General features: G+C 49.3%; 18 protein-coding genes. 5 read left to right on the forward strand and 13 right to left on the reverse strand.

What is annotated here, in order from left to right:
• Window positions 1-13 precede the first annotated feature (13 nt).
• From PQQ36_RS06255 to PQQ36_RS06270, 4 genes are all read left to right on the forward strand, one after another.
• The gene (locus PQQ36_RS06255) at window positions 14-1,120 is read left to right on the forward strand and encodes an HlyD family secretion protein (RefSeq protein ID WP_043877631.1); all 1,107 of its coding nucleotides are present in this window, start codon (window positions 14-16) and stop codon (window positions 1,118-1,120) included.
• Window positions 1,110-2,108, forward strand: coding sequence for a DUF2955 domain-containing protein (locus PQQ36_RS06260; RefSeq protein WP_015727429.1), 999 nt, complete (start codon window positions 1,110-1,112; stop codon window positions 2,106-2,108). The genes PQQ36_RS06255 and PQQ36_RS06260 overlap by 11 nt, the downstream gene beginning before the upstream one ends.
• Window positions 2,109-2,374: 266 nt before the next feature.
• Window positions 2,375-2,665, forward strand: coding sequence for a type II toxin-antitoxin system TacA family antitoxin (locus PQQ36_RS06265; protein ID WP_011082195.1), 291 nt, complete (start codon window positions 2,375-2,377; stop codon window positions 2,663-2,665).
• Window positions 2,641-3,189 (forward strand): GNAT family N-acetyltransferase, encoded by a 549-nt coding sequence (locus PQQ36_RS06270; RefSeq protein WP_011082196.1) that lies wholly within the window; start codon window positions 2,641-2,643, stop codon window positions 3,187-3,189. Before PQQ36_RS06265 ends, PQQ36_RS06270 begins: the two co-directional genes overlap by 25 nt.
• Window positions 3,190-3,282: 93 nt before the next feature.
• Here the strand turns inward: PQQ36_RS06270 and PQQ36_RS06275 are convergent, their stop codons facing one another.
• The 3 genes from PQQ36_RS06275 to PQQ36_RS06285 form a co-directional block, all read right to left on the reverse strand.
• Window positions 3,283-4,281, reverse strand: coding sequence for a hypothetical protein (locus PQQ36_RS06275; RefSeq protein ID WP_273660579.1), 999 nt, complete (start codon window positions 4,279-4,281; stop codon window positions 3,283-3,285).
• 291 nt (window positions 4,282-4,572) lie between these two features.
• Entirely contained in the window at window positions 4,573-5,442 is an 870-nt protein-coding gene (locus PQQ36_RS06280) for an HNH endonuclease (protein WP_225489743.1), read from the reverse strand.
• The gene (locus tag PQQ36_RS06285; protein ID WP_225489744.1) at window positions 5,442-6,971 is read right to left on the reverse strand and encodes an AAA family ATPase; all 1,530 of its coding nucleotides are present in this window, start codon (window positions 6,969-6,971) and stop codon (window positions 5,442-5,444) included. The genes PQQ36_RS06280 and PQQ36_RS06285 overlap by 1 nt, the downstream gene beginning before the upstream one ends.
• 355 nt (window positions 6,972-7,326) lie before the next feature.
• Between PQQ36_RS06285 and PQQ36_RS06290 the strand changes: the two genes are divergently transcribed.
• Window positions 7,327-8,244 carry a hypothetical protein gene (locus PQQ36_RS06290; RefSeq protein WP_273660580.1) on the forward strand — a complete coding sequence of 306 codons (918 nt, stop codon included), beginning with the start codon at window positions 7,327-7,329 and terminating at the stop codon, window positions 8,242-8,244.
• 169 nt (window positions 8,245-8,413) lie between these two features.
• Here PQQ36_RS06290 and PQQ36_RS06295 read toward each other — a convergent pair whose 3' ends face one another.
• From PQQ36_RS06295 to PQQ36_RS06340, 10 genes are all read right to left on the reverse strand, one after another.
• On the reverse strand, window positions 8,414-10,111 hold the full coding sequence (locus PQQ36_RS06295; RefSeq protein WP_273660581.1) for an RluA family pseudouridine synthase: 1,698 nt from the start codon (window positions 10,109-10,111) through the stop codon (window positions 8,414-8,416).
• A gap of 86 nt (window positions 10,112-10,197) precedes the next feature.
• Window positions 10,198-11,166: a GGDEF domain-containing protein gene (locus tag PQQ36_RS06300; protein WP_273660582.1), complete on the reverse strand. Its 969-nt coding sequence runs from the start codon at window positions 11,164-11,166 to the stop codon at window positions 10,198-10,200.
• 131 nt (window positions 11,167-11,297) lie between these two features.
• Window positions 11,298-14,399: an efflux RND transporter permease subunit gene (locus PQQ36_RS06305; protein WP_273660583.1), complete on the reverse strand. Its 3,102-nt coding sequence runs from the start codon at window positions 14,397-14,399 to the stop codon at window positions 11,298-11,300.
• Entirely contained in the window at window positions 14,396-15,718 is a 1,323-nt protein-coding gene (locus PQQ36_RS06310) for an efflux RND transporter periplasmic adaptor subunit (RefSeq protein ID WP_273660584.1), read from the reverse strand. Before PQQ36_RS06310 ends, PQQ36_RS06305 begins: the two co-directional genes overlap by 4 nt.
• The gene (locus PQQ36_RS06315) at window positions 15,705-16,361 is read right to left on the reverse strand and encodes a TetR/AcrR family transcriptional regulator (RefSeq protein ID WP_263179835.1); all 657 of its coding nucleotides are present in this window, start codon (window positions 16,359-16,361) and stop codon (window positions 15,705-15,707) included. The genes PQQ36_RS06310 and PQQ36_RS06315 overlap by 14 nt, the downstream gene beginning before the upstream one ends.
• Window positions 16,362-16,484: 123 nt before the next feature.
• The gene (locus PQQ36_RS06320) at window positions 16,485-17,492 is read right to left on the reverse strand and encodes a substrate-binding domain-containing protein (RefSeq protein ID WP_011151585.1); all 1,008 of its coding nucleotides are present in this window, start codon (window positions 17,490-17,492) and stop codon (window positions 16,485-16,487) included.
• 181 nt (window positions 17,493-17,673) lie between these two features.
• Entirely contained in the window at window positions 17,674-18,681 is a 1,008-nt protein-coding gene (gene mglC / locus PQQ36_RS06325) for a galactose/methyl galactoside ABC transporter permease MglC (RefSeq protein ID WP_011082207.1), read from the reverse strand.
• 10 nt (window positions 18,682-18,691) lie between these two features.
• A complete protein-coding gene (gene mglA / locus PQQ36_RS06330; protein WP_130192512.1) occupies window positions 18,692-20,200 on the reverse strand; it encodes a galactose/methyl galactoside ABC transporter ATP-binding protein MglA in 1,509 nt (502 codons plus the stop codon).
• Window positions 20,201-20,305: 105 nt separating this feature from the next.
• Entirely contained in the window at window positions 20,306-21,280 is a 975-nt protein-coding gene (gene mglB, locus PQQ36_RS06335; RefSeq protein ID WP_011082209.1) for a galactose/glucose ABC transporter substrate-binding protein MglB, read from the reverse strand.
• Between the two features lie 356 nt (window positions 21,281-21,636).
• Window positions 21,637-24,732, reverse strand: coding sequence for a beta-galactosidase (locus tag PQQ36_RS06340; RefSeq protein WP_273660585.1), 3,096 nt, complete (start codon window positions 24,730-24,732; stop codon window positions 21,637-21,639).
• Between the last annotated feature and the right edge of the window lie 264 nt (window positions 24,733-24,996).

Raw genomic sequence — 24,996 nt, forward strand, 5'->3', positions numbered from 1 at the left:
TTGAGGAACCATGATGTCAGAACAAAACACCACAACAGGCGCATCAGAAGACAATAAAAAGCTCAAACAAGCGCGCTCATTCACGTACTACATTTTTGCCGTCGTGATTGCCCTTTGGGTTTATACCCTGTGGGCCGACCGCGTGACACCGATGACCGATCAAGCCCGTGTCAACGGCCAAGTGATCCGCATTAGCCCAGAAGTGTCCGGGCCAATTTCTCAAATCCACATTGCCAATAACGCCACGGTCAAAGCTGGGGATGAGTTGGTGAATATCGACCCTCGCCCTTTCGAGCTGGCGGTTAAAGCGGCGCGATTTGACCTACAAAAAGCGGCGCAATCCTACCAAGCGGATTCGGCAGCGATCAACGTGGCCAAAGCCAACGAAGTGGCCGCGCGCGTGCGAGTCGCCAATGCGAGAAAAAACGTTGAGCGTAACCGCGTGCTTGTCGAGCGTGGCACCATTAGCCAAGCAGCGATGGACAACATGGTTGCAGAGCTAGACACGGCCGAAGCCAACCTCGCACAAGCCTCTTCTGCGCTGGAAAAAGCCAAACAAGAGTTTGGCCCTCGTGGCAAAGAAAACCCAGAGATCCAAGCGGTGTTGAACCGTCTTGAGCAAGCGTTGCTTAACCTCAACCACACCAAATTGCTTGCGCCTGCCGATGGCGTGATCACCAATATGGATGTGGCAGTGGGCGACTACGCAGGCGCTGGCCAACCGCTACTGACCTTCGTGAACAACCACAGCCTTTGGTTAACCGCGATGGTTCGAGAAAACTCACTGGCGTACCTAAAAACGGGCGACAAAGTCAAAATCGTCTTTGATGCTTACCCAGGAGAAGTGTTTGAAGGCAGCATTTCATCCATTGGTTGGGGCAGCAGTGGCAACGGTAGCCTTTCAGTGGATGCTGGCACAGGCTTGATGTCATCGCCAACCAACAACCCGAAAGCACAACGCTTCCCAGTCAACATTGAGTTTTCCGATTTACCAGACAACATTACCCTAAGATACAGTGGCCGCGCGGTGGTTGGCTTCTATCCAGAGGAAAGCTACATTGCAGAAAGACTGCAAGACCTATGGATCTGGGCATGGAGCTACATTAGTTATGTTTCGTAGCGCCGCGAATCCTCTGCTTAGAGTCGCGATGTTTCCCGTACTGCTGTTGTTCTGGCAGTACGTGTTCGGTACGGATTTACCCTTGCTGGCGCCTGCCATGTGTGTGGTGTTCTTAACCACCACCCATGAGCCACCACCGCTGGCGATGATTTTGGTCATGGGGGGAATTCTGTTTATTACCGCTTGGGTACAGGCGTTCGTAAGCAACCTACTGATTGACTATCCGCAGGTCTACTATCTGTTCTTATTTGGCGTGTTTTACTGGTGTATGGAACGCACCAAAAAGAACTCACAAGACGTGCTGGCGATACTGTTGATTGTTTCCACCGCCATGATTGCGGTATTCACCCAACAAAAAGGGATCGACGTAGAGCAAATCCCATTTGCCTTGTTGGCGAATATCTTCATTGCGGGATTCACAGCCTATCTGGCCTATTTCATCTTCCCCGGTGGTGAGCCACTGGCAGAGAACGCGGCAGCACGTTCTTCAAGCATGAAATACACGCTCGATTGGCAGACGCTGATGAAAACCATCATCATCATGGTGGTGTTAGTTTTCACCATTCGTCTCGATTTAGAGCAAAGCACCATCATCACCATCATTGTGGCCTTGGTGCTGAAAGATCCCGACCCCATCGTCGGGCGCGATTATGGCGTGAGAAGGCTCATCACCACCTACGCCAGTGTGCTCTATGCAGTGCCGCCGTTAATCGTCAGCTTGTTCCAAGTGAACTTGGTGGGCTCGCTAGGCGCGGCGTTAGTGAGTTCGCTCTTTATGGGCATTCATGCGATGGAGAAAAAAGCCAGCTTCAACTCCATTCAACTGATGTATTCGAGCTACGTCGTGTTGGTGTTTTACGGCATCACCTCAACCAGCATCAGCGCCATCAGCGATGATCTGGTGCGCTTTGCCTCGGTGATGTTCGCCGTATTACTCGGCATCATGAGCTTAATCAGCTTGCTGCCCAAACAACGCAGCGCCAGCTAAACCAGCGCGCTTTAAACGAAAGCAAAGACGCAAACTGAAGACGAAAACAAAAAGCACTGAACTCACTCAGTGCTTTTTTATATTTGGCGTATCTCACTTTACCCCATCAAGATTCCTCGCCCTTCTTTTAGCGAAGTCGCTCAGATTGTGATTGAGATTCATGAACAATAGATTGACACATCACCAAGCTAGTATAAGATTTAAGCGTACGGACAAGTGACGTACATTAAGTTTGAAGTGAGAGCGGAAAATAAGTAGGTACAACTATGTCTGCACTAAAAAAAGAACGTGTGGAATTGAGAGTCACAGCAGAAGAGAAAAGGGCGCTTGAAGAAGCTGCCTTGCTGAGCAATACCACCGTGAGTCGGTTCATTGCAGAAACGGTCGCGCAGAGAGTGGAATCGGTAATCGCGGAGCAAAAGCGATTATTGGTCGCTCATGAACAATGGGAAAGTGTCATGTCTGCGTTGCAAAACCCTGTTGAGCCCACCGAGTTAATGAAAGAGATTCTAAGTTCATCCATGGAGGATTCTTGGTCGGTAAAAATCAACAAGTAAGCGTTGAGCGATACGACGCCGAATCAGACTATGATTTCGAACCATTTGACTGTGGCATTGAACACCTCAATCAGTTCCTCAAGTCGAGAATGCATAAGGAAGCAGATAAGGGGCTACTGGTCCCTTATCTTTGTTTCTACCTCAATGATGAGGGGAAAAAAGAAGTCATCGGTTACTTCACTCTCAGCAGTGGCAGTATTGAAAAAGCCGCGCTGACGGTCAGGCCAAGGCGGGATGTCTCCTATTCAACAGTACCTTGCATCCTACTCGGGCGGCTTGCTGTGTGTCAGTCTGTTCAGGGGCAAGGCTTGGGCAAATTCTTGCTCGGTAAAGCCATTTTGCAATCGCTCGTCAGTTCCAAAGCCATTGGCGTTTATGCCATCGCATTGCGTGCCGAGGAACATAACTGGCCGTTTTACCTTCAAGCGGGTTTTACTCAGTCTAAGCACCATGATGGCAAAACCTTCTTCTACTCATTGAAGCAAGCTGAGCAGTACTACAAAACGCTCGCCAAGCCACGTTAAATCAGAACGGTAATCAAAAACAAAAAGTACTGAACTCACTCAGTGCTTTTTACTTTTCAGTGTTTCCTAGCTGGCGTGTTTTACGCCTTACGATTAAAGGCGAGAATCATCAAGGCCGACGAAATTCTCAGCAGGCTGCGCTTGGCACCAGTCCCACGCTTTTTTCGAAATGTCGTACATCCCTTTCTCCGTATGGGCAAATTGCCAATCCTTTAAGCTGATTTCAACAATCTTCTCATCGATCTTATCGAGGAAGGTGCCGCTGGAAGCATGGTACATCTCACGTAATGCTTGCTGATTTTGCTCATCGGTAATGCCGTACGCTTCAGGTTGATGCTTCACCGCACCAATGCTTTCCGCTGACAAGGTCACGTCTTTGATCATATTGGCGCAAATGGCCCATTGTGATTCTTTTGCTGAGGCCAACTCAGGCGGAAGGTGGTCAAAGCTCGGTGTCATACCTAGCCACGGTTCATCCAGGCCAGTGGGTAGGTTGTGGGGGGCATGCTCTTTCAGCGGAGCGAGTTTCTTATTCATTTTGCGCACTTCATTGGTTGCCAACTCCCATTCACGCTGCGAGCGATCCGCTTCTGCTTGCTCGAGTGGTTCCATCTCTGCATAGAGATCCTGAAGCTGCTTCTCTAGTGCTTCGATCTTATTCCAGTGCGCGTCGGAATCGTCATTGCGACTATTCAACTCATCAAGCTCAGCTTGCAACTTCTCTTCTTTCTCTTTCAGTGCGTAATAACGCTCTTCGTCATCGTCGCCATACTGATCGATACAAGCTTCTAGGCGTGCGTCCGTTACCCCAAGCACTGATTTCACGCCATTGGTGTAGCAAAGCTCATATTGGCTCTCATCACCCCTCATACACTTATCCATAAACTTGCGAAAGCCTTGAATAATGGTGGCTTCCGATTTGCCACTGCAAGCCGCAAATTGGGTAAATGCGCCAGAGTCTTTCATCCAAGCGATTTGTGTATTGATGCCCAGTTCGATCTGGTTCTCGGTGAGTTTGATAGCCTGAGTTGGCATCGCCAATGTCATCGTAGAAACGACTAACAGCGCGCGAGAAATCGTAGAAAATTGCATGGTATACCTCGAAGGGTGTTACACCCATTTGATGTCCTTATTCGGTCACATCGCACCCATAAAAACGGGGCAAAATGTAACCCATTTATTTTGTGGTAGATAATGACAGCCTTGTACAAAGTTTCAACAGCTAAAGCATAAAGAAAGCAGCAAGATCACAGAGTTGAGATTGATGCTATGTTCCGCACTATTCCTTATTAGTGCGGAAATTCATAAGCATTCTAGTGGTACTATTGCAAAATTCACTGCCAGTTGTTAGTTGAGATGGAGTCAGCACACTTACAGATTTTTCTAACTGGTTCTGTGTACTGAATATTGTTCAGAACAAAACCAACTGCTTCGACCAATGGCTTCCATTAATGCTCGTGTTATTGAGTTCGGCGGTTGTGCTAATGACTTAGCTAAAAAATTAGCTTGTATTTCTTCAGTGCCTAGACCCTGTTCATGTTTTAACTCTCTAACACTTTCGATAAACATTGTGAAGAACAGAGATGCTTGAGTTTTATATCTGCTGGCTAGTTTAAAGCCATTAAAATGATTTAAAGCTCTTTGTTGACAAATTGGACTCCAAGTATCGGGAGGCGCCGGAAAAAATCGAGCTGTAACTGGAGTTGTTTCAATAATTTCGGCAGAAATCCAATGCTCATCAATGAAATGTTGAGATACAAAGTATGGATGCAATGGTTCGTCGGCGCTGGTATTTAAAACCGCACTTCCTTTTCCTTTGTTACAGTCCATACACGCAGGAACTAGATTATGAGGATGTACTGAATAGAGTGGATATCTTGCTTTTGGTAGATAGTGGTCGAGCGTAAAGACACTTCCGATTCCGCAGAGTGGGCATTGCCCATCGGAAGATGCTCTTAGGGCATCATATATAACTCTGCCTTCTGTACCAGTCTTAACAAAGCTGTCTTCATATAAACTCACGAAATCAGATTTCGTTACGTTACCAACAACAATGTCCTCTGAGTGCCCGTGCCTTGATTGAGTTGATTGGTGTAAAGTCGAATTCGATGCTCTTTGCTTATAAAGTTCTTGATAGCTCGGAAGGCTATCGCGTATCGCCAGCATAGCGGGTAGACTGGCAGGAGTTAATGCCTTAAGGCAAACATCGTAAATAGACAAAAACTTATAGTCAGGCAGTGGTAATCTTTTCATTATTTCTCCTGATCTATTTCTCTATTTGAGATCATGCTTTGAAGTAAGAACTGTCCCTCGATTCCTATTTTTTGTTCAAAGCCATTAAGAATGTCTTGGTATGTACCTCCTTCGTCGACTGAAGCTTGTAAAAGCTCATGAAAACCAGACTTTGTTACTTCCAAACCAAAAACCTCTCTGGTCAGCATGCCAACGTTCTCTGCAAATGTTTCAATTTTCGGACGTGAGGTACTCATTTGTTGTCCAAAGCGTGTTATTTTTGAAACGCAGTTTTTAGGTATTTCTTGCAATACTACTGGTGAATGAGTTGCAATAATTGCTACTCCGTTTCTATTTGATAGTAAATCACTTAATGCTCTAATAAATGCTGATAATAGAGGAGGATGTAAATGGCTTTCAGGTTCGTCAATAAGAAGAAGTGTTTTTTCTTCTACTTTTTCTACCAACTTAGTTAAAGTTAGAATCACTATTGCATGACCTGAGCTCATTTTAGAAATAAGGTGTATCGCAGAACGTTTAAAATACTCTTCATCAATGTTTGCTAATCTTCCAAGATCCATTTCAGAAAAGTTACTATCAAATTCAAGAGTTTTAACAGCTTTCAACCATCGCTCTTTTTTAGCTTTACTAACAAAGCAATTTCTTAGACTGCTATAAAACTCAATATGAAGTTGCCCCAAACTTTTAAGTGTTTCTTTTGATGTTTGTTTTAGTCCAATATAATGATAACAAGTTCCTTTTGATGGGTCGGCTCTTTCTAATGGTGGAACAAAAGGGTCAAATACACTGAATGAAACGGATACGATGCTACTAAAGTAATCATTACTGATAGCGTTTCCTGGTCCAACAGAAGTATTTTCAAAAAAGTGTCCCTTTGAACTATCTTTCTCAATAACACTCGCAATCATACCGTTTAGTAATGTAGTTTTACCTACTCCATTTCGTCCAATAATTGCGTGAATGTTTGACTTAGGCTTTGATGTGGGAACAACTTGGAAATTCAATGATAAATCAGATAGATCATTACTTTCACTGCGGAAAAAACCGAAGTTATATGGGGTTAATTCTGCATCACCGTTTAAAATGCGAGTTAATTGTCCTTTTACAACAGATAAGCTTGTATATCTCAACAATGATGTACCCAATACTTCCTCATTTTCAATTGAACTTACAATGTTAGGTTTTACAACAATGTCATTTAATCCATTTAAGAGGTTGTCTTTGAGCTGGGGAGACAACTTTTCTTTAATCGTTTTATAATACTCAACACCTTCACCTAGAGAAAAATAATTATCTGACAATGAGCTAAATATCGGAAGTAGGCTACAGTGTGTCGCTTGTTTAGTCGTCTGCCCCTTAAATCCAATTTTTACGTTTCCGATATCATGTCTTATTCCATATTCATCAAATACAACTAAATAAAACATTGTCACAAATGAATAATCATTCCAGTTATCAATTTGTAAATAAGCTTTATTATTACCCTGTAATGGTATTGATTGGTTTTGGGGGACTAAAGTAAAGTTCATGGGGTCTGCATTGTTTTGTTTGAATGTGGAATTTCATCATACACTTCATTTTTACTTTAATCACTAGTTGCATATGAATTGAACAATTAAATAATCATAGTTGATATTTATAGGATGTTAGGTTAGTTATTAATGAAATTTAATACCGAAGCCGCAAGAAACGCCACTCCCCGAGTGGCGTTTCACTTCTTAGCCTCTTGCTTCACCTTTAAGACTCAGAACGAAAACAGAGCCAGCTCGCAAGGGTTGCGCTGTTTATGCAATGGGTGTCACTTCTGTGATAGTTTCCCACTCCTAACCTGAGAATGCGTGCGTCGATTTTGGAGCCACGCATCATTTCACGTCAGGAGGAACTATGGCAAAGCGAATACTTTTTATTCATGGCCGAGCGCCGAAACCAGACAAAAACGATTTACAAACACTGTGGTTCGACGCCATTCAGCACGGCTTATTACGAGATTACGGCGAAAGCCGTGTTCAGGCGTTTAAGCAGATAGAAAAGCGATTTATTTACTATGGCGATCTCTCCAATGAGCTATTTGGAGAACCTATCGAAAATCCTCAAAGCCGCTTTGAGGCATTAGAAAAGCTAAAACAATACCCGCGCAACGGCTTCACCAAAACGAACTACAAAAAGGTTTCTAAACTGGGTTTTTTGGCGGAAGCCTTGGCAGACACATTCTCGGCGGTATTGGGCCATTTAAAACTGGCAGAGCCGCTGATCACCAGTGTCGCCCCCGATATGGCGCATTACTGGAATGAAGACAGTTATTACGGCAGTGACTTGCGTTCGCGACTGACCAAAGAACTGAAAGAAGCACTTGATAGTGGCGACGAGGTCATGATGGTCGCGCACAGCTTGGGTAGCATGATCAGTTACGATTGTTTGTGGAAGCTCTCTCATTACGGCGAATATCGCCACGACTACGGCGCTGAAAAGAAAGTCGATCTCTTAATCACTTTAGGTTCGCCGCTGGGGGATGAAAACGTGAAGGCGCGTTTGAAAGGCAGCAGCTTAAGCGGTAAAAAACGCTACCCACTTAACATTGACCAGTGGTGCAATATTTCAGCGGAAGACGATTACATTTCTCATGACAATCGCATCAAAAACGATTTCAAAGAGATGCTGCAACTAGGCTTAGTCAAAGGCGGGATGAAAGACATTTACCCCATCTACAATTTGTGTGTGAGAGATGGGCAGTCCAACCCTCATTCTGCGATTGGTTATTTGGTTCATCCGAAGTTCGTTGCCGTGCTGAACCAGTGGATGTAGCATCGGATGAGTTGGTTGCAGCTCAAACCGATTGGCGATAGATCGCTCTATTTACTCAATGGCCAGTGGCATTACTCAGTGGCACCGTAAATAGAGCGAAAATGTTGAGTCGAGATTGGTTTGGTATGGCGCTTGTTGAGCACCAGCGCCACACGCTGAAAGGCACGAACTAGAATTCGGCATCCACTTGAAAATGCATGCGCTCTTTGCTGTAAGGGTGGTCAAGTTCAAGCGACTCGGCGTGCAAGTGCAGTCGGTTGGCTTTCTCACCATACAAACCATCGCCAACCATTGGCATGTTCAAACCAAGGTGATGGGCACAATGAACGCGAAGTTGGTGAGTGCGCCCTGTTCTTGGGTAGAGGTAGAGCTTGCTGCGGCCATCGCGAGTCTCAATCAACTGCCAATCAGTATGTGCGGGTTTTCCGTGTTCAAAACAGACCAACTGACGCGGCCTGTCGTCTGGGTCGCCTCGCATGGGCAGGGTGATTTCCCCTTGGCTTTGCGGCACTTCACCTTCCAATAGCGCCACATAACGCTTTTGCACGCCACGAGAAATAAACTGCTTTTGCAGGCTCTTGTTAGCGCGGCGGGTGAGGGCAAACACCAACAGTCCCGATGTCGCCATGTCTAGGCGGTGAATCACAAACGGCCCTTCCACGTCAGGGAATAGCGCTTGCAAACGGGTATAAGCGGAATCGGTAATGGTTTTGCCCGGTACCGATAACAGCCCAGACGGTTTGTTGACAACGACCATCGCCTCGTCTTGATAGACGATTTCCAGCTCTTTGTCTTCTGCCCAGTTTTCTTCCAGCGGGTTCGGGTCCATGTTCAGCCCTTGCAGCATATGGCCCAAAATGGGGTGGCATTTACTGTGGCATGATGGGTAAAATTTTTTGTGTTGGCGCACTTCCGATTTCGGCGAAACGCCCCACCAAAATTCCGCCATTGCCAGTGGTTTCAAGCCGTGGGTAAAAGCGTATTGCAGCAGTTTTGGTGCGGCACATTCGCCAGAGCCTGCTGGTGGCACAGGGCTGGTGGTCGGTGCGAAAATCGCGTTGAGATCGCTCTGCTCCCCGCGCACATTGAGGAAGCGATACTGAGCAAACAATTTGTGTTGCAAGGCGTTCGATAAGGTTTTGCGCTGCTCTTTGAGTTCGTCGAGTTGAGTAAGCAGCTCTTGCAAACGTGCCTCCTCATTGGCGAGTTTTTCATCCCACTCCAGTTTGAGGTATTTGAGTACGTTTTTCTCGGCCACGCTTTGTTTGGCGAGATCATCCAACACCGCCTTGAGCGCATCGCCAGTGAGCGTTGTTTCCGCTTGCTCGCGCTGTTGCTTGCGTGCGGCGCGCCCTTCGATCATAGCTTGGCGCTGAGCCTGTTCTTGCGCTTGGTAAGCTTGGCGGTCAGCCTCAATTTGCTGGCGAAGTTGTGCCAGCTCTGCGCTTTGCGACAACTGTTTCACTTGATGGTTGATGTCGGTGATTTCTGACAACTCGCGGCGAAAAAAGCTCTCTTCTGCCAGCATGTCAAACACCGGTGGCACAAAACCGGGCAATAGGTTTTGGTCGGCAATTTTGCCCGAGAACGCGCTCAAAAAGCCGATGTCACCTTGCGCATTTTCAACCAACAGCACGCCAAACATTTTGCCAATCGCGCTCTCATCGTCACTCACCACTTCGCCGTTCAACAAGCCAAAGTTGTGCTGCCACTCTTGCTGAGTGAGCAAATGCTGTTGCAACTGCTCTGCCGCTAATACACACAACGGATGCGGTGTGTAGTAAAACGGGAAGGTAAAGCGCTCGGGCATGGCGTAGCCGTCGATAACGGTGGTGAAGGGGGTAAAGCAAGGGTCCGGCGTGTGCATGAGGGAGTCCGCGCAAGTCAAAAAATCGAGCGAGGATTGTACCTATTTTGCTTAGGATTTCCATCGCTCGAGGGCGTTGAGTCACATCAACTTCGTGGCGTTTTGTTGCCTTTTTGCTGGTACATGGCTTTATCTGCTTGAGAAAGAAGCTCATCCAAACTGATGTTGGCATCGGGCTCGACCGAAACAATCCCAGCGCAGAAGGACAAATCATAGCCTCGGTTGGCGCTCTGGTTGTAGTGTTGCAAGGCTTCGGTAAAGCGTTGAATGGCGATTTGCGCCACAGCGCGAGACGCGCCAGACATAAACACCACAAACTCATCACCACCCAGACGGGCAAAGACATCAGACTCGCGGAAGCTCTTTTTCATGGTATCGGCAAACGCTTTGAGGGCGAGGTCGCCCTCTTGGTGGCCAAATTGATCGTTGATTGGTTTAAAACCGTTGAGGTCTAAATAGGCAATGGAGTAGGGGTAATCGCCCACTTCGCAATAGGCCATGCTCTTTTTCGCCAAGGTCATAAAGCCACGGCGGTTGGAAATCTGCGTCAGGTCATCAATCGAGGCGCTGTGCGTGGCGGCGAGTTCTCGCTCGGCCATCTTGGCCAGATCGATCAAATCCAAACGCTCGTCTTCGTTAAGCGTGCGCGGTTTGGTGTCGATGATGCACAAGGTGCCTAAGCAGGAGCTGTGTTCAAACATCAACGGAACGCCAGCGTAAAAGCGAATGTGTGGTGCTCCCGTAACCAAAGGGTTGTCGGCAAAGCGCGCATCTTGGCTGGCATCTTCCACAATCAAGGTGTCAGCGCCGAGAATGGCGTGGCCGCAAAAGGAGATATCACGTGGTGTTTCACTGACATCAAGGCCAAAGCAGGATTTAAACCACTGGCGATCCTCATCCACCAAACTGACCAAGGCGATCGGCACATCAAACAGCCGACGCGCGATGCGAGTGACGCGATCAAAACGTTCTTCTGCGGCGGTGTCTAAAATGTTGAGCGAATGGAGGTCCGCGATGCGTTGCGGTTCGTTGTCCGGTTTTTCAGGTGTTTGCATTGAGTTGGCCAGTGAATGAGGATTGCATTAACTATAGTTCAAAGCGTCATATGGGGTTGCCAGCAAGGTCACAAAGCGAGGGAGCGAGGCGCTGGGCCTCGCTCGTTTGCCGATTATTTACTCATTTTGCTTCATATCTCTTGGTGTTTATGCACCAAACCAAAATCGGCCAAAATGGCGTAAGCGGCTGGGATCATAAACAACACCAACAAGGTCGAAGCAAGGATGCCAAACACAATGGAAATGACCAAAGGTTGGATAACCTGTGCTTGCAAGCTGGTTTCGGTGAGCAGCGGCAACAAACCCGCAGCGGTGGTCATGGAGGTGAGGAACACCGCGCGAAAACGCTCACGGCTCGCTTTCACCACCGAGTCGTGCACGCTGTCGCCTTCGTCGACATGATGGCGAATGTATTGCACCAGCAAAATCGAGTCGTTGACCACAATCCCCGCCAGCGAAACAAAGCCCATCATGCTTGGCATGCTCAGCGAATGGTCGAGCAGAATGTGCCCCCACACCACGCCAATAAAGGCAAGAGGAATGGCAAGCATTACCACAAACGGTTCCAAATAGCTGCGGAACTGGTAGCTCAAAATGGCGAATACCCCGAACAAGCCGAGCAAAAAGCCTTTGCCCATTGAAGAGCCCGTCTCGGCGGTGTCTTTGGCTTCCCCTTCAAAATCAAAGCGTAAGTCGGGGTATTTTTGCATCAGCTTCGGCGCTTCTTGCTGTTGGAACTGACGAATGATCGCGGTGGAGTTGGCTTGCGTGTTGTCCACATCGCCAAACACGCTGATGGTTCTTAGCCCGTCAATGCGTTGAATGCGCACGTAGTTACGCTGAAAATCGAGCGTAGCAATGGTGGCGAGCGGGATCTGGCTGCCATCGGCCATCATGATCGGGAAGTTAGCTAATTGCTGCAAATCGCCCGCTTGCACTTTATCTAGCCGCACTTCAATCGAAATATTCTCTACGCCGAGCTGGATTTCATCGGCGGTTTGACCAAAGAAAGCCGCGCGCAGCTGGTTGGCGATCAACTGGCCGTTAATACCATACACTTCCGCGCCAGGGCGCAGTTTGACCAACACTTCTTCTTTGCCCATGCGCATGTCATCCAACACCCCATGCACGCCGGCGAACTGGTTGAGGTATTGCTGAATGTCGATAGAGGCGGCTTTGAGCGCATCAAGATCATCGTGCTTGGCGCGGATCTCAATCGCGCGCCCACCCGGGCCCATGGTTGGTTGCTTAAACACCAGTGAAATTGGTGTGGCCAACTCGCCGATATCGTCACGCCACGCGGCAATAAACTCGTCAATCACCGTGTTGCGGCTTTCAGCGCCGAGCAGATCCAACCGCACGGTGGCGATGTGCGGGCCCGATTCGTTAGCATCGGCATTGGCATTAAATTGGCTGGTGATATGGCGCACCAACGGCGTGCCGTTTTCCTTCTCTTCACTCCACTGGCGATCCAGCTTTTGCGCAGAGGCGACGATTTTATCAACCACGGCTTCGGTTTGCGCCAAAGAGGCACCCGGCGGCAAAATGATGCGTGCCTCGGCGATATCGCCATCAAGCTCTGGGAAGGGTTGAAACTTCAATAGCCCGCCAGCCAAGGTCGCGGCAGAAATCAGCAGCAGCGCTAACACGCTACCCATAAAGGCGTAGCGAAATTCCACCACTTTTTCCACGGCATTGACCAAGGTGGTATTGCGAAAATGCTCAAAGTGTTCGAGTAAGGTTTGCTTGAATTTGAGGTCCGGTTTTTCCTGTTTTTGCTTGTGCAGGGAATGCGCCAAATGGTTGGGCAGAATGAGGAAGGCTTCCACTAAGCTTAAGGTGAGCACCAAAATCAGCACTTGCGGCACCGCTTTGAGTACCGCCCCCATTTCTCCTTGCAAAAACAGCAAGCTACCAAAAATACACACGGTGGTGAGGAAGGAGGAAATCACCCCCGGCAGGACTTTGTTGACGCCTTTGATCACCGCATCGTCGATCTCCTCTCCGCGATCAAGGTGCGCCGCAATCGACTCGGCGATCACGATGGCATCGTCCATCATGATGCCGATCGCCATCAGCAGCCCCACCAGTGACATGATGTTGATGGAAAGGCCAAGTTGCGCCATCAAAAACAGCCCGCCAAGAAAAGCCACCGGCAAACCGGCCGCCACCCAAAAGGAATAGCGCAAACTGAAGAACAGCCACATGGTGGCAAACACCAGCACGATACCTTGCCAGCCGTTTCTCACCATCATGGTGAGGCGATCCCACAAGACAGACGAGAGATCGTTGGTCATTTCCAGTTGCACGCCATCGGGCGCGATCGCCTGTTGGTCGGCAACAAATTGGGTCACGCGATCTTTGATGCGCAGGGCGTCGTCTTCTTTGTTTTTACTGATTTTCAGCAGGGCTGAAGGGTGGCCATCAAACAGCACTTTTTGCTCATCGAGCTCGAAGCGGTCGCTGATGGTGGCAATATCGCCCAAGCGGATTAACGAACCATTGGGCCCAGAGCCTACGACTATGGTGCTGAGCTCTTGTGGTGTGACGCGGCGTTCATCAAAGCGGATCAGAAAATGTTTGTCGGGCGTTTCCACATTGCCACTGGGGAGCTTGACGTTTTGGCGGCCAATTTGATCGGCAATATCGCCAACGCTTAAACCGAGCTGACGCATCGCTTGGGTATCGAGTTCGACGCGATATTGGTGATCGGAAAAGCCTGCCACGCTCACCAAAGAGACGCCATAATCGAGCTTTAACGTACGCTTAAGCTGTTCGGCATAGGCTTTGAGTTCTGGCCATGTGGTGTCGGCGGTAATCGCCACATCCACCACGGGTTCGTTCCAATCGAGCTCCTGCACCACTGGGGATTCGATCTCTTTGGGGAAATCGTTGATGGCGTTGATTTGCGTTTGCACATCCACCAGCATGCGGCTGATGTCCGCTTTCTCGTTGAGCTTGAGGATTAAGCGCGCCGAGCCTTCAATCGCTTCACATTGGGTTTCGACAATGTTGGCAAGGCCATCCACGGCATCTTCCATGCGCACACAAATGCTCTCTTCCACTTCTTGGGGTGACGCACCTGGATAGACCACCGCCGCCATAATGTACGGCGGATCAAACTCCGGAAAGGTTTCCCGTTTGATGGTGGAGAGTGACGAAATCCCGAGGATCAGCAGCGTCAACATCAACAAGTTGGCTGCGGTCGGGTGTTTGGCGAAAAAACGAATCATGAGCCACTCTCCTCTGGATTCGTCTCGCTGCTGGCTTCTTTCAACTGCATGCCTTCAATCGCAGGCAATAGGTCGTTGACGATCAGTTTTTGCCCGTGACTAAGCTCGCCATCGATCACCACTTGGTTGTCGCGGCGGAATAACACCGTGACCGGCACGATGCGCAAGCGGTTTTGCTCATCCATCAGATAGATTTTGTTGCCATGCAGCGCACGCTCAGGAATCACCCAATTGGGGTTGGCTTGCCCTTCAATGTAAGCGCGAACAAACATGCCATTGACCAGTGGTGGCAATGAGGTTGGATTGAGCTCACGATAGTCTTGTTCTATCTCCAAAATCACCCCAGCGGTGGCTTGGTTGGCATCGACCGTTTCGCTCACCCGCGCCACTTTGGCTGGCCAACTGGCGCTTAAATTGCCGCTGCTCAGCTCAATGTAAGCTTGAATAAAGGTCATGTCCGGTTGCGGAATGCCTGATTCATCGCGCGCAAACTCGCCCAAGCTGGCGGCGAGGGTTTGCATGTCATGAATCGAGAGCTGTGCTTCCACTTCCATCACATCAATACCGTGCGCGGTGACCATGGTTTGCTGCTGGTTAACCACCTGCTCTTGTTCGATGTCCACCTGCGCGATGCGCAGATCGTACGGCAGGGTGATGATGGTTTTTTCCAGTGCGCGCTTGGCTTCATCCACCTTGGCGTTGTTGACCTTGATCAGTGCATCTGCCACGCGTTTTTCATCGGGCATGAGGGCGATTTGGTTTTCAATGTCGAGCACCAGTTTGCGCTGTGAAAGGGTGGTTTGTTCTTGTTGATCAACATCCGATTGTGAGTTCAGCCCTTTCTTACGCAAGTTCTGTTTGCGCTCGAGCTCTTTTTTGGCAATCGCGAGGCGGTTGGATTCGATCTTCAAACTGCTTTTGAGGTTTTGTTCTTCTTGGTTGAGCTTAGCCAAAGAGGTTTGGGAAGATTTGAGGTCGGCTTGAGCTTGCACCAGTTTGAGTTGGTAATCGAGCGGGTCGATGCGCAAAATTTCTGTGCCGGCTTTGAGCACTTGCCCTTTCTCTAAGCGTGGGTGACGGTAGATCACCTTGCCCGAGACTTCAGCAATCGCCTTCCACTCCACTTTGGGGGCCACTTTGCCAAAACCAATCGCTAAAGGGGCAACGGCTTTGAGTTCCAGCGGCAGAGTTTCCACCAAGCGAGCGCGATCATCGGCAGGTTTCACTGGCAGTTCGGGTTTGAGTTTGACCGCCAGCACCAACACCAGCACGCCCACCGCCAAGGCGGGGAAAAAGAGCCATTTTTTATTGAGGGTCATGGGCTGCTCCTGAGTCCAAAAATCCGTGTTTCATCAGTTGAATATTGTGTTCAAACAAGCGGTTGAGAAAAGCTTCATTCAGTTCAATGCCGTGAATCGCCAGTAGCGCGGGAGGCGCCATAAAAGGAAATACCATCAAGCTGATAAAGGTGATGCGCGCTAATTTGGGATCAACGCCTTGGCGCAATATGCCGCCTTCTAACAAGCGATCGAAGATCAACCCTTGCATCGGTTGGGTGATGTCGTTCATCACTTTTTCCATTAATCTGCGTTGGGTATCGGAGGGGGCCATGCGCATCACTTGCGCAATCAAGCGGGGAAACTGAGGCACTTTGACCATTTCACGGTAATAAGTGCGCATGATATCGAGCAGGTTTTTCTCTGAACTTTCGAGCACTAGGGCTTGCATCTGTTTTTGCATCGGCGCGAGGGTTTCTCGCAGCATGGTCTCGAACAGCCCTTCTTTGCTGCCAAAGTAGTAACGGATCATCGCCACATTCACGCCTGCTTTTTGCGCGACTAAGCGGGTGGAGACGTTGTTGTATTCCATCACAGTGAACAACTCGCGTGCGTGGTGAATCAGCAGTTGCCTTGTGTCGATGTTGTGCGTTGGCCGTCCTCGGCGTGGGTTGAGTTCCGTCATCAGCCGCCCTTCAAAATTAAACGTGTGATGAATTATAGGCGGCTGAGTCTGACGGTGATACGCGAATAATTAATCAATATTTCATCAAGTGATTAATTACACAAAAATAGTGTCGAATGGCGGTTATTTTGCAGGCGCGCCGACAGAGGCTCGGCGGATCAGCATGGGCAAAAAGAGCTTGTGCTCTTTGCGCTCAGGTGCCTCACCATTGGCCAATTGCAGCGACAGTTTTACCGCCTCGTTGGCCATCACCTGAATCGGATAGCGAACCGTGGTTAAGCGTGGGTAGATGTAGCGTGCGACGTGGCCATCATCAAAGCCAATGAGCGACATCTCTTCAGGAATGCGAATGCCGTTTTCCAGCAGCAACGAGAGGCATCCTGCGGCCATGTAGTCGTTGTATGTCGCCAGCGCGGTGATGGGGAGGTTCTTCGCCATGATGCTGATCATCGCCTGCTCGCCGCCGGTTTCGTCTGGCTCGCCATATTCAATGTATTCATCGCGGATCTCGATGCCGTTGTCGCGCAAGGCATCTTGATAGCCCGCGAGGCGATCTTTGGCGTCGTCGATGTTGTGGCTGGAACAAATGTAGCCAATGTGTTTGTGACCACTGCGGATCAAAAACTCCGTCGCAAGGTAGGAGCCGCGATGGTTGTCGAGCGCAATGCAGCGTGATTCGATGCCTTTCACGACCCGATTGATCACCACCATGGCGGGAATTTCATCCGCCAGTGAGACAAGTTCTTGGTCGCTCATGCCTTTGCTGTGCACCACCAAAGATTCACAGCGGCTGTTGATCAACAACTCAATGGCGTTGCGCTCTTTGTTGGCGTCGTGATAGCCGCTGCCAATCAACAACTGTTTGCCTTGTTCGCAGGCCACGGTGTCGATGGCTTTGACCATGGTGCCAAAAAAAGGCGCAGAGACGTCATTCACCAAAACGCCAATGGTATTGGAAGATTTGCTCACCAGTGCACGCGCGTTGGCGTTGGGACGATAGCCCAAAGATTGCATTGCTTCTTTGACCGCGACGATTGCCGCTTCGCTGGTGTGAGGGGCGTTATTGATAACGCGTGAGGCGGTGGCTATGGATACGCCAGCCAGTTTTGCCACGTCTTTGATGGTCGCCATAAGGGATTACTTTTGTTGTTATTGTTCGTTTACGCCGCCATTTAACACCGCCCACGGCGATAACTCAAATGGCAACCGAATAAATGTCGGATAAGCTCAAGTTTCGAGAGGATTTTTCACCGAAGTGAGTCAAAAAAGCCCTGCCGGTAAGGGCAGGGCGAGCGCTAGGCGCAGTTGGGGGTTATTTTTTGTTGGCGTATTTCATCGAATCGAGCGCGACCGCGAAAACGATGATGGAGCCTTTAATAATGTATTGCCAGTATGGGCTGACGCCGATGTAGGTCATACCGTAGTTGATAACGGTGAAGATCAACACACCCGTGACAACACCAGCAATGCTACCGACACCACCGGCAAATGAAACGCCGCCTACCACACAAGCAGCGATGGCATCAAGCTCGTATAAGAAACCTAAGTTGTTGGTGGCACTGCCGATACGGCCAGCTTCTAACATACCGCCAAAGGCGTAAAGCACACCAGAAAGGGCATACACTTTCAACAAGGTGAGGGGGACGTTCACACCAGACACTTTGGCCGCTTCTGGGTTGCCACCCACGGCGAAAATGTTTTTGCCAAACACGGTTTTATTCCACAGCACCCACATAAAGACAATGGCGATGATGGCGTAGAAGGTGATGTAGGAGAAACGGAAACCCCCGAGGTTGATAAAGCCTTGCGTAAAGGTAGTGAAACGCTCATCAAAGCCCGCAATCGGAGAGGCGCCTACCGCATCGTAGTAAAGCGAGTTGATGCCGTAAACGATGATCATGGTGCCTAATGTGGCGATAAAAGGCGTTACTTTCAGGTAAGCAACGATAACGCCGTTGACCAAACCGATGATGGCACCGATCAAGCACACGCAAATGATCACCGCGACGATGGGCACTTCGCCAATGCCTGGGAACACTTTGTTGACGTTATCGATCGACTGCAACAAGGTGGCCGAAATCACCGCCGCCAACCCCACTTGGCGACCGGCTGACAGGTCGGTGCCTTGGGTGACAATCAGGCCGGCGACACCGAGAGCGATGATGACGCGTACGGAAGATTGAGTCAGGATATTACTTAAGTTTCTCAAGCTAAGAAACGATGGCTCTTGAATAACAATAACAGCCAGTAGAATAAGGAGAACCGCGTATATTGCGCTCTCTTTTAAATGCTTTAATGCGAAAGATTTAACAGCGTCCATAATTCATTCCCTAGAGATAGCGAGAAGCCAGTTCTAATATTTCATTCTGTGAAGTTTCTTTGGTATTAACGATGCCCGCTGCGCGGCCATTACTCATGACTAATATTCGGTCTGTAATACCCAGTAATTCCGGCATTTCCGAAGAAATAATAATGATGCCTTTGTTTTTCTTGGCTAATTCGAGAATTAATTGGTAAATCTCAAACTTCGCGCCAACGTCGATCCCGCGTGTCGGTTCATCCAGCATGAGGATTTCCGGTTGCGTGAGTAGCCAGCGGCCAATGATGACTTTCTGCTGGTTACCCCCCGACAAAGAGCTGATGTGGGTTTGATGAGAGGGCGTTTTCACGCGCATGGAATCAATCACCCACTGCGTGTCACTCTTCATTTTTTTGTCGCTGAGTAGGCCCATTTTGGTTTTGTACTCATCGACGTTGGCCACCAACGCATTGAAGGTGATGTCGAGGTTTCCGTAGATGCCGGTGGAGCGACGTTCTTCGGTCACGAGGGCAAAACCGTTGTTGATCGCTTCATGCGCATCGCGGTTTTTCATCTCACGACCATGCAAGCGAATGTGCCCTTCGCTGCGTTCGCGTACACCGAAAATCGTTTCGACGATGTCGGTTCTGCGTGACCCCACAAGGCCCGCAACGCCTAAGATTTCGCCCGCTTTCAGTTCAAACGACACATCTTGAATCGACGGCTGGTTGAGCGCGGTGAGGTTTTCCACTTCCAAAATCACATCTTTCGGTGTGTTGGTTTTTTCAGGGAAGCGATGCGTTAACTCGCGGCCAACCATCATGGCGATGATCTGGTCCATATCGAGCCCTTTGAGAGGGCGAGTGTCGACCCATTGTCCATCGCGCAAAATGGTGATTTCATCGCAGATAGCAAAGATTTCTTCCATCTTGTGCGAGATGTACACCACACCACAGCCTTTCTCTTTCAGCTTGTTGATGATGGTAAACAGGTGGCTGACTTCTTTTTCCGTCAGCGATGAGGTGGGTTCATCCATGATGACGATTTTGGCGTCATAGGAGAACGCTTTGGCGATCTCAACCATCTGCATTTGTGATACGGATAAGGTCGCGACTTTGACTTTAGGATCGATATCGATATCCAGTTCGGCAAAGATTGCTTTGGTATCGCGATACATTTTATCGTGATCAACAAAGAACCCTTTCTTTGGATAACGACCGAGCCAAATATTATCCATGACGGAGCATTGTTTTACTTGGTTCAATTCTTGGTGAACCATAGAAACACCGGATTCCAATGCTTCTTTTGATGAGGTGAAATTCACTTCCTTGCCGAGAAAGAGAATATTTCCTTCATTCTTCTCGTAAATACCAAATAGACATTTTAATAGTGTTGATTTGCCAGCCCCATTTTCTCCCATTAATGCATGAATAGAATGAGGGCGAACTTTTAAATTAACCTTATCTAATGCCTTTACCCCAGGAAACTCTTTACTTACTCCTGTCATCTCCAACAGGAATTCATGTGTTTGATTTACCATGGTCTCTCTTTATTTCGTCAATGGGCGGACAACAGAAATGTTCTCTAACGACAGTGTGACAATGAAGAAAGCGCATAGGGGGAGCACGCTCCCCCGGGCACTAAATTAGTTCAAGGTATCTTTATCAACGCCAACATAAGGCACGCGAACAATTTTGTTCACGACTTGCCAGCGCGTGCCTTCAGCAGGCTGTTTGCCATCGGCGAGGTTGCGTGACAGTTCAAAGGTCGCTTTCGCTTGGGATTCCGCATCGTTGAGTACGGTACCCGCCATGTCGCCAGATTTGACCAGCGCCAAGGCTTCAGCTAGGGCATCAACACCATACACAGGCAGTTTCACGCCCGCGCCGCGCAGTGCTTCTACTGCGCCCATCGCCATGCCGTCGTTGTTGGCAATCACCACTTCGATTTTGCTGCCGTTAGGGCCAGAGAGCCAAGCGTCCATCTTGTCTTTCGCCATCGCGGTATCCCACATGCCGGTATCCATGTGCAACTCTTCGGTTTTGATGCCGTTTTCATTGATGGTTTGCACAGAATACGTGGTGCGTGCTTCCGCATCTGGGTGGCCAGGTTCGCCTTTTAGCATTACGTATTGCAATACGCCATCGCCGTTTTTGTCCCATGCTGGGTTGGCTTTCCACGCTTGCGCGATGAGATCACCTTGAATGATGCCCGATTCTTTTGAGTCGGTACCGACGTAGTATGCTTTGTCGTAGCTCGCGAGCGCTTGTGGGCTTGGTTCTTTGTTGTAGAACACGATAGGCACATCGTCCATTTTCGCTTTTTGGATGATGGTTGGCGCGGCCGCAGGGTCAACCAGGTTAATGGCCAGCGCTTGCACACCACGAGCCAACATGACGTCCACTTGGTCGTTTTGCATCGATTGGCTGTTTTGCGAATCGTTCATCAGAATGCGAGTGCTTTTGTCTGATGCCGCTTCTTTTTCAATCGCTTGGCGCACAACCGACATGAAGTTGTCGTCGTACTTGTAGATAGTAAATCCAAGGGTGGTATCCGCTAGAGCTTGTGTTCCAAAGCCTACACCAGCAGTGAGCAGAGCAAGTAGAGTAACCTTTCTCATAGAAAAATCCTGATTGTTTGTTATTGGTTTGCTGTAGGGGTAATTCGTCATCTGCAATTAATTTTATAATTGGTGAAAACGTTTACCCTTTGAGTATAGTGACAAACGAATCAATTAATGTGAACTAGATAAAAATTTCACCAGATTTGTAATTGAATGTTAATGTTTGTAAGGGTTTTGTGATTTGAGTGTGGTTTTTATCTTGCGTGTAAACGTTGGTCATAGAGGTGGTGATCGAGTGCAAAAAAACGCACTAAAACGACAAAGCCAAGCCTTAGACGCAAAATCAAAGGCTTGGCTTATCGGGTTTGGCCTAGAGGGAAAGCCTAGTGGGAAAGTCTAGAGGCGAGCAAACGCTAGCGTGAAGCCGGGCTAAATCGCAACTGGTAGTGGTAGTGTTTCTCCGTTAATTGGAATTCTTTGTGCACACTTGGGCTCCAAGAATCGTCACCGCCAACCCCCATGTGCTGGTGGTCTAGGCGCAGGTAAATCCGCTCTTGCGTTAGCAAATCATGGGTATGTTTTGCTTCTGCCAATTGTTGCTGAGCGTATTGGCTGACACTGAACTGGAAGTCACCCGAGATGGCCAACTCGTTCACTTGCAACCACTGCGTGCCACAACGCAGGCCGCTGTCGGTTGGGAAGATGTACGGTGTGTGCATCTGCGCCAGTGTTTGAGTATGTAAGCCAAAACGTGCTGCGGCTAAGCGATCTGGGTAGTTTTCAAATGGGCCTAAGCCTTGCCATGTGATCGGCGTGTCGGTTTGGTGAAGCGGCAGTTGCAACTCCAAGCCAATACGCGGCATCGGCGGCAGAGCGTCTGCCAGTGTGACGTCGACATCCAATTGCATTTCGCCATTGTTGCTGAGTGTGTGCGTCCACTTGGTAATGGCTTGCACGTCGCCGCCAAAGTGGTAGGCAAACGTGGTGGTCACGACCACGGCGTGAGCGAGCGTTTCGCTCTCGCACTGGACGCAATGACGCTCCCACTGACCGATGCCCGCCATTTCCCAACGGCATACCCAAGCGTTGGGATCAACGTTATCCACTTCACTGATGCCGATGTCGTTATCCAGCGGGGCGCGGAAGAAGTTGTCTTGCGGCGCGGCCAGCATTTGCGCTTTGCCATCCGCGTTCCATTCCATCAGCAAACCGCTTTGGTTATCCCAGCGCCATTGATACTTTTCATCCAGACTGCGGACCACAATGGCGTGGCCGTCTTGGTTCAGCTTGGGTGCAGGCTGTGTGCGCAAGGTTGGCATGGCAAGGCCAGCGTGATTGCGCAGCGCCATTTGCTCTGTCGCCACCACATGGCCTGCGGGAGCCCATGACGTCGCTTCAATAAGGCAGACGTCGGTATTTAAGTGGTATTGCGCCTGCGCTTTTGGCATGAAATTCAGCGCAATCTCAAGGCTTGTTTGGCTGTCAGCCTCTATGCTAAGCACCTGTGAACCCGTTTGAATGACTTGGCCATTTTCCAATAGCGACCAGTTCAATTGCTCGTTATCGGTCGCACGGAACAGGTTCTCGTTGGTCACCAACAGTGTGCACGCTTTTTGGGTTTGCTCTTGCAGCGAGACGGTGATCATGCGCTGGCAATATTTGGCTTCTTGCAACGTTGGATGAACCGTGCGATCGGGGAAGATCAAACCGTTGATGCAGAACTGGCGATCGTTGATTTCATCACCAAAGTCGCCGCCGTAAGTCCAGAAGTGCTGGCCGTTTTCATCCCATTGGCTCAAGCCTTGGTCGACCCAATCCCAAATAAAGCCGCCTTGTAGGCGTGGGAACTCGCGAAATGCCGCCCAGTATTCATCAAAACTGCCTAGGCTATTGCCCATCGCATGGGCGTATTCGCACAAGATCAATGGGCGCGTTTCGTTGGGTAGAGAAATCCATTTTTTGATTGGCCATTTTGGCACCGCTTCATCGGCAACTAGGGTATTCACGCGCGCGTACATTGGCGCAATGATGTCGGTGGCGCTGGTGTTTGAACCGCCGCCTTCGTATTGCACTGGGCGAGAAGGGTCAAAGTTTTTCGACCAAGCGTACATCGCATTGTGATTGCTGCCGTGGCCCGATTCATTACCTAAAGACCAGATGATGATCGATGGATGGTTCTTATCGCGCAGTACCATTTGGGTGTAGCGACTCATGTACGCGTGTGCCCATTGCGGATCGCTCGATAAGCGGCTCATTGGCTGCATGCCGTGGGTTTCAATGTTTGCTTCATCACACACGTACAAGCCGTATTGGTCACACAGTTCGTACCAACGCGGATGGTTCGGATAGTGAGCGGTGCGCACTGCGTTGAAGTTGTATTGTTTCATCAGGCAGATATCGCGGATCATATCCTCTTCTGTCATCACATGGCCCAGCTCTGGGTGATGCTCGTGGCGATTGACCCCGCGGATCAGCAGCGGCTTGCCGTTGAGCTTCAATTGACCCTCGCTGATTTCCACTTTACGAAAACCCACAGGGTACGCTTCGCTCTCGAGATGCGTGCCATTTTCATCCAACAGTGAAACGACTAAGCGGTAGAGGTTCGGTGTTTCCGCCGTCCATTTCTTTGGCTCGCGTAGGTGCAGGGTTTGGAATACCACATCATTCCAAGTGCCACGCTCGTCGATGCGACGGTTGTGTGGGCGAGCGATGTTTGGCTCAGTGACCGCTTGTGTACCCTCAAACAATTGAACCTGTACTTGATAGGTTTCTGGCGCTGCAATGGTGGTGACGATGGAGAGCGAGCCGTCGCGATAGCAGGCGTCGAGATCCGGCGTGATGAACACATCTTCAATGCAGTGCTGTGGTTTCGACAGCAACGTCACGTCACGGAAGATACCACTTAGCCACCACATGTCTTGGTCTTCTAGGTAGCTGCCATCACACCAACGCATCACCATGACCGCGAGCGTATTTTCCCCTGCCACGAGATGCGATGTGAGATCAAACTCGGCAGGCAAACGGCTGTCTTGACTGTAGCCAACCCAAATGCCGTTACACCAAAGATGGAATGCCGAATTCACGCCATCAAAGATAATGCGTTGCGTGTTGGCCAACTCTTCTGGTGACAACGATACCCTAGTGCGGTAGCAACCGGTTGGGTTATCACTTGGTACAAACGGCGGGTTTACGTCAAATGGGTATTTAATATTGGCGTAAATGGGTTTGTCGTAACCGTGCAGTTGCCAGTTAGACGGCACGGGGATCTCATCCCATTCCGCGTCATTGAAATCGGCCTGTGTGAACTGACCATCCACCTGCTCTGGCGCATCAAACAGTTTGAATTTCCATTGTCCATTTAGCGATTGACGCTGGGCGTGAATACCATCGCGAGCATGGGCCATATCGCGAAAACTGGAGAGTGGGCTATGTGCCTTTAGGCAGTGAATGTTCACGGATTGCGGGTTTTCCCAGTCGCGTCGTTGGAGAATTTCTGAAAATGCAGTCATGTGGTGCCTTTATGATTGATGTTACCTGTCGGCGAATAAGTCAGTCTGTTTTAGAGCAGCACAAGCAAGTAACAAGTTCCTAACTGAGGCAGAGTGTAATGAAAGTCTGGAAACGTTTTCATGATGTGTGTGGCATTTTTCCACTCGCGCAAGATAAATCCATAGCAATGTGAGAATGATCGTTGTTTTGTCCGCTAGGCATGGCGAAGTGTGCCAGCACTTCAAAGGTTGGAAAAGATTGTGGGTCTTGGTTTTATCGGCAGC

The sequence above is a fragment of the Vibrio sp. CCUG 15886 genome, from assembly GCF_028570825.1.
Lineage (GTDB): Bacteria > Pseudomonadota > Gammaproteobacteria > Enterobacterales > Vibrionaceae > Vibrio > Vibrio vulnificus_B.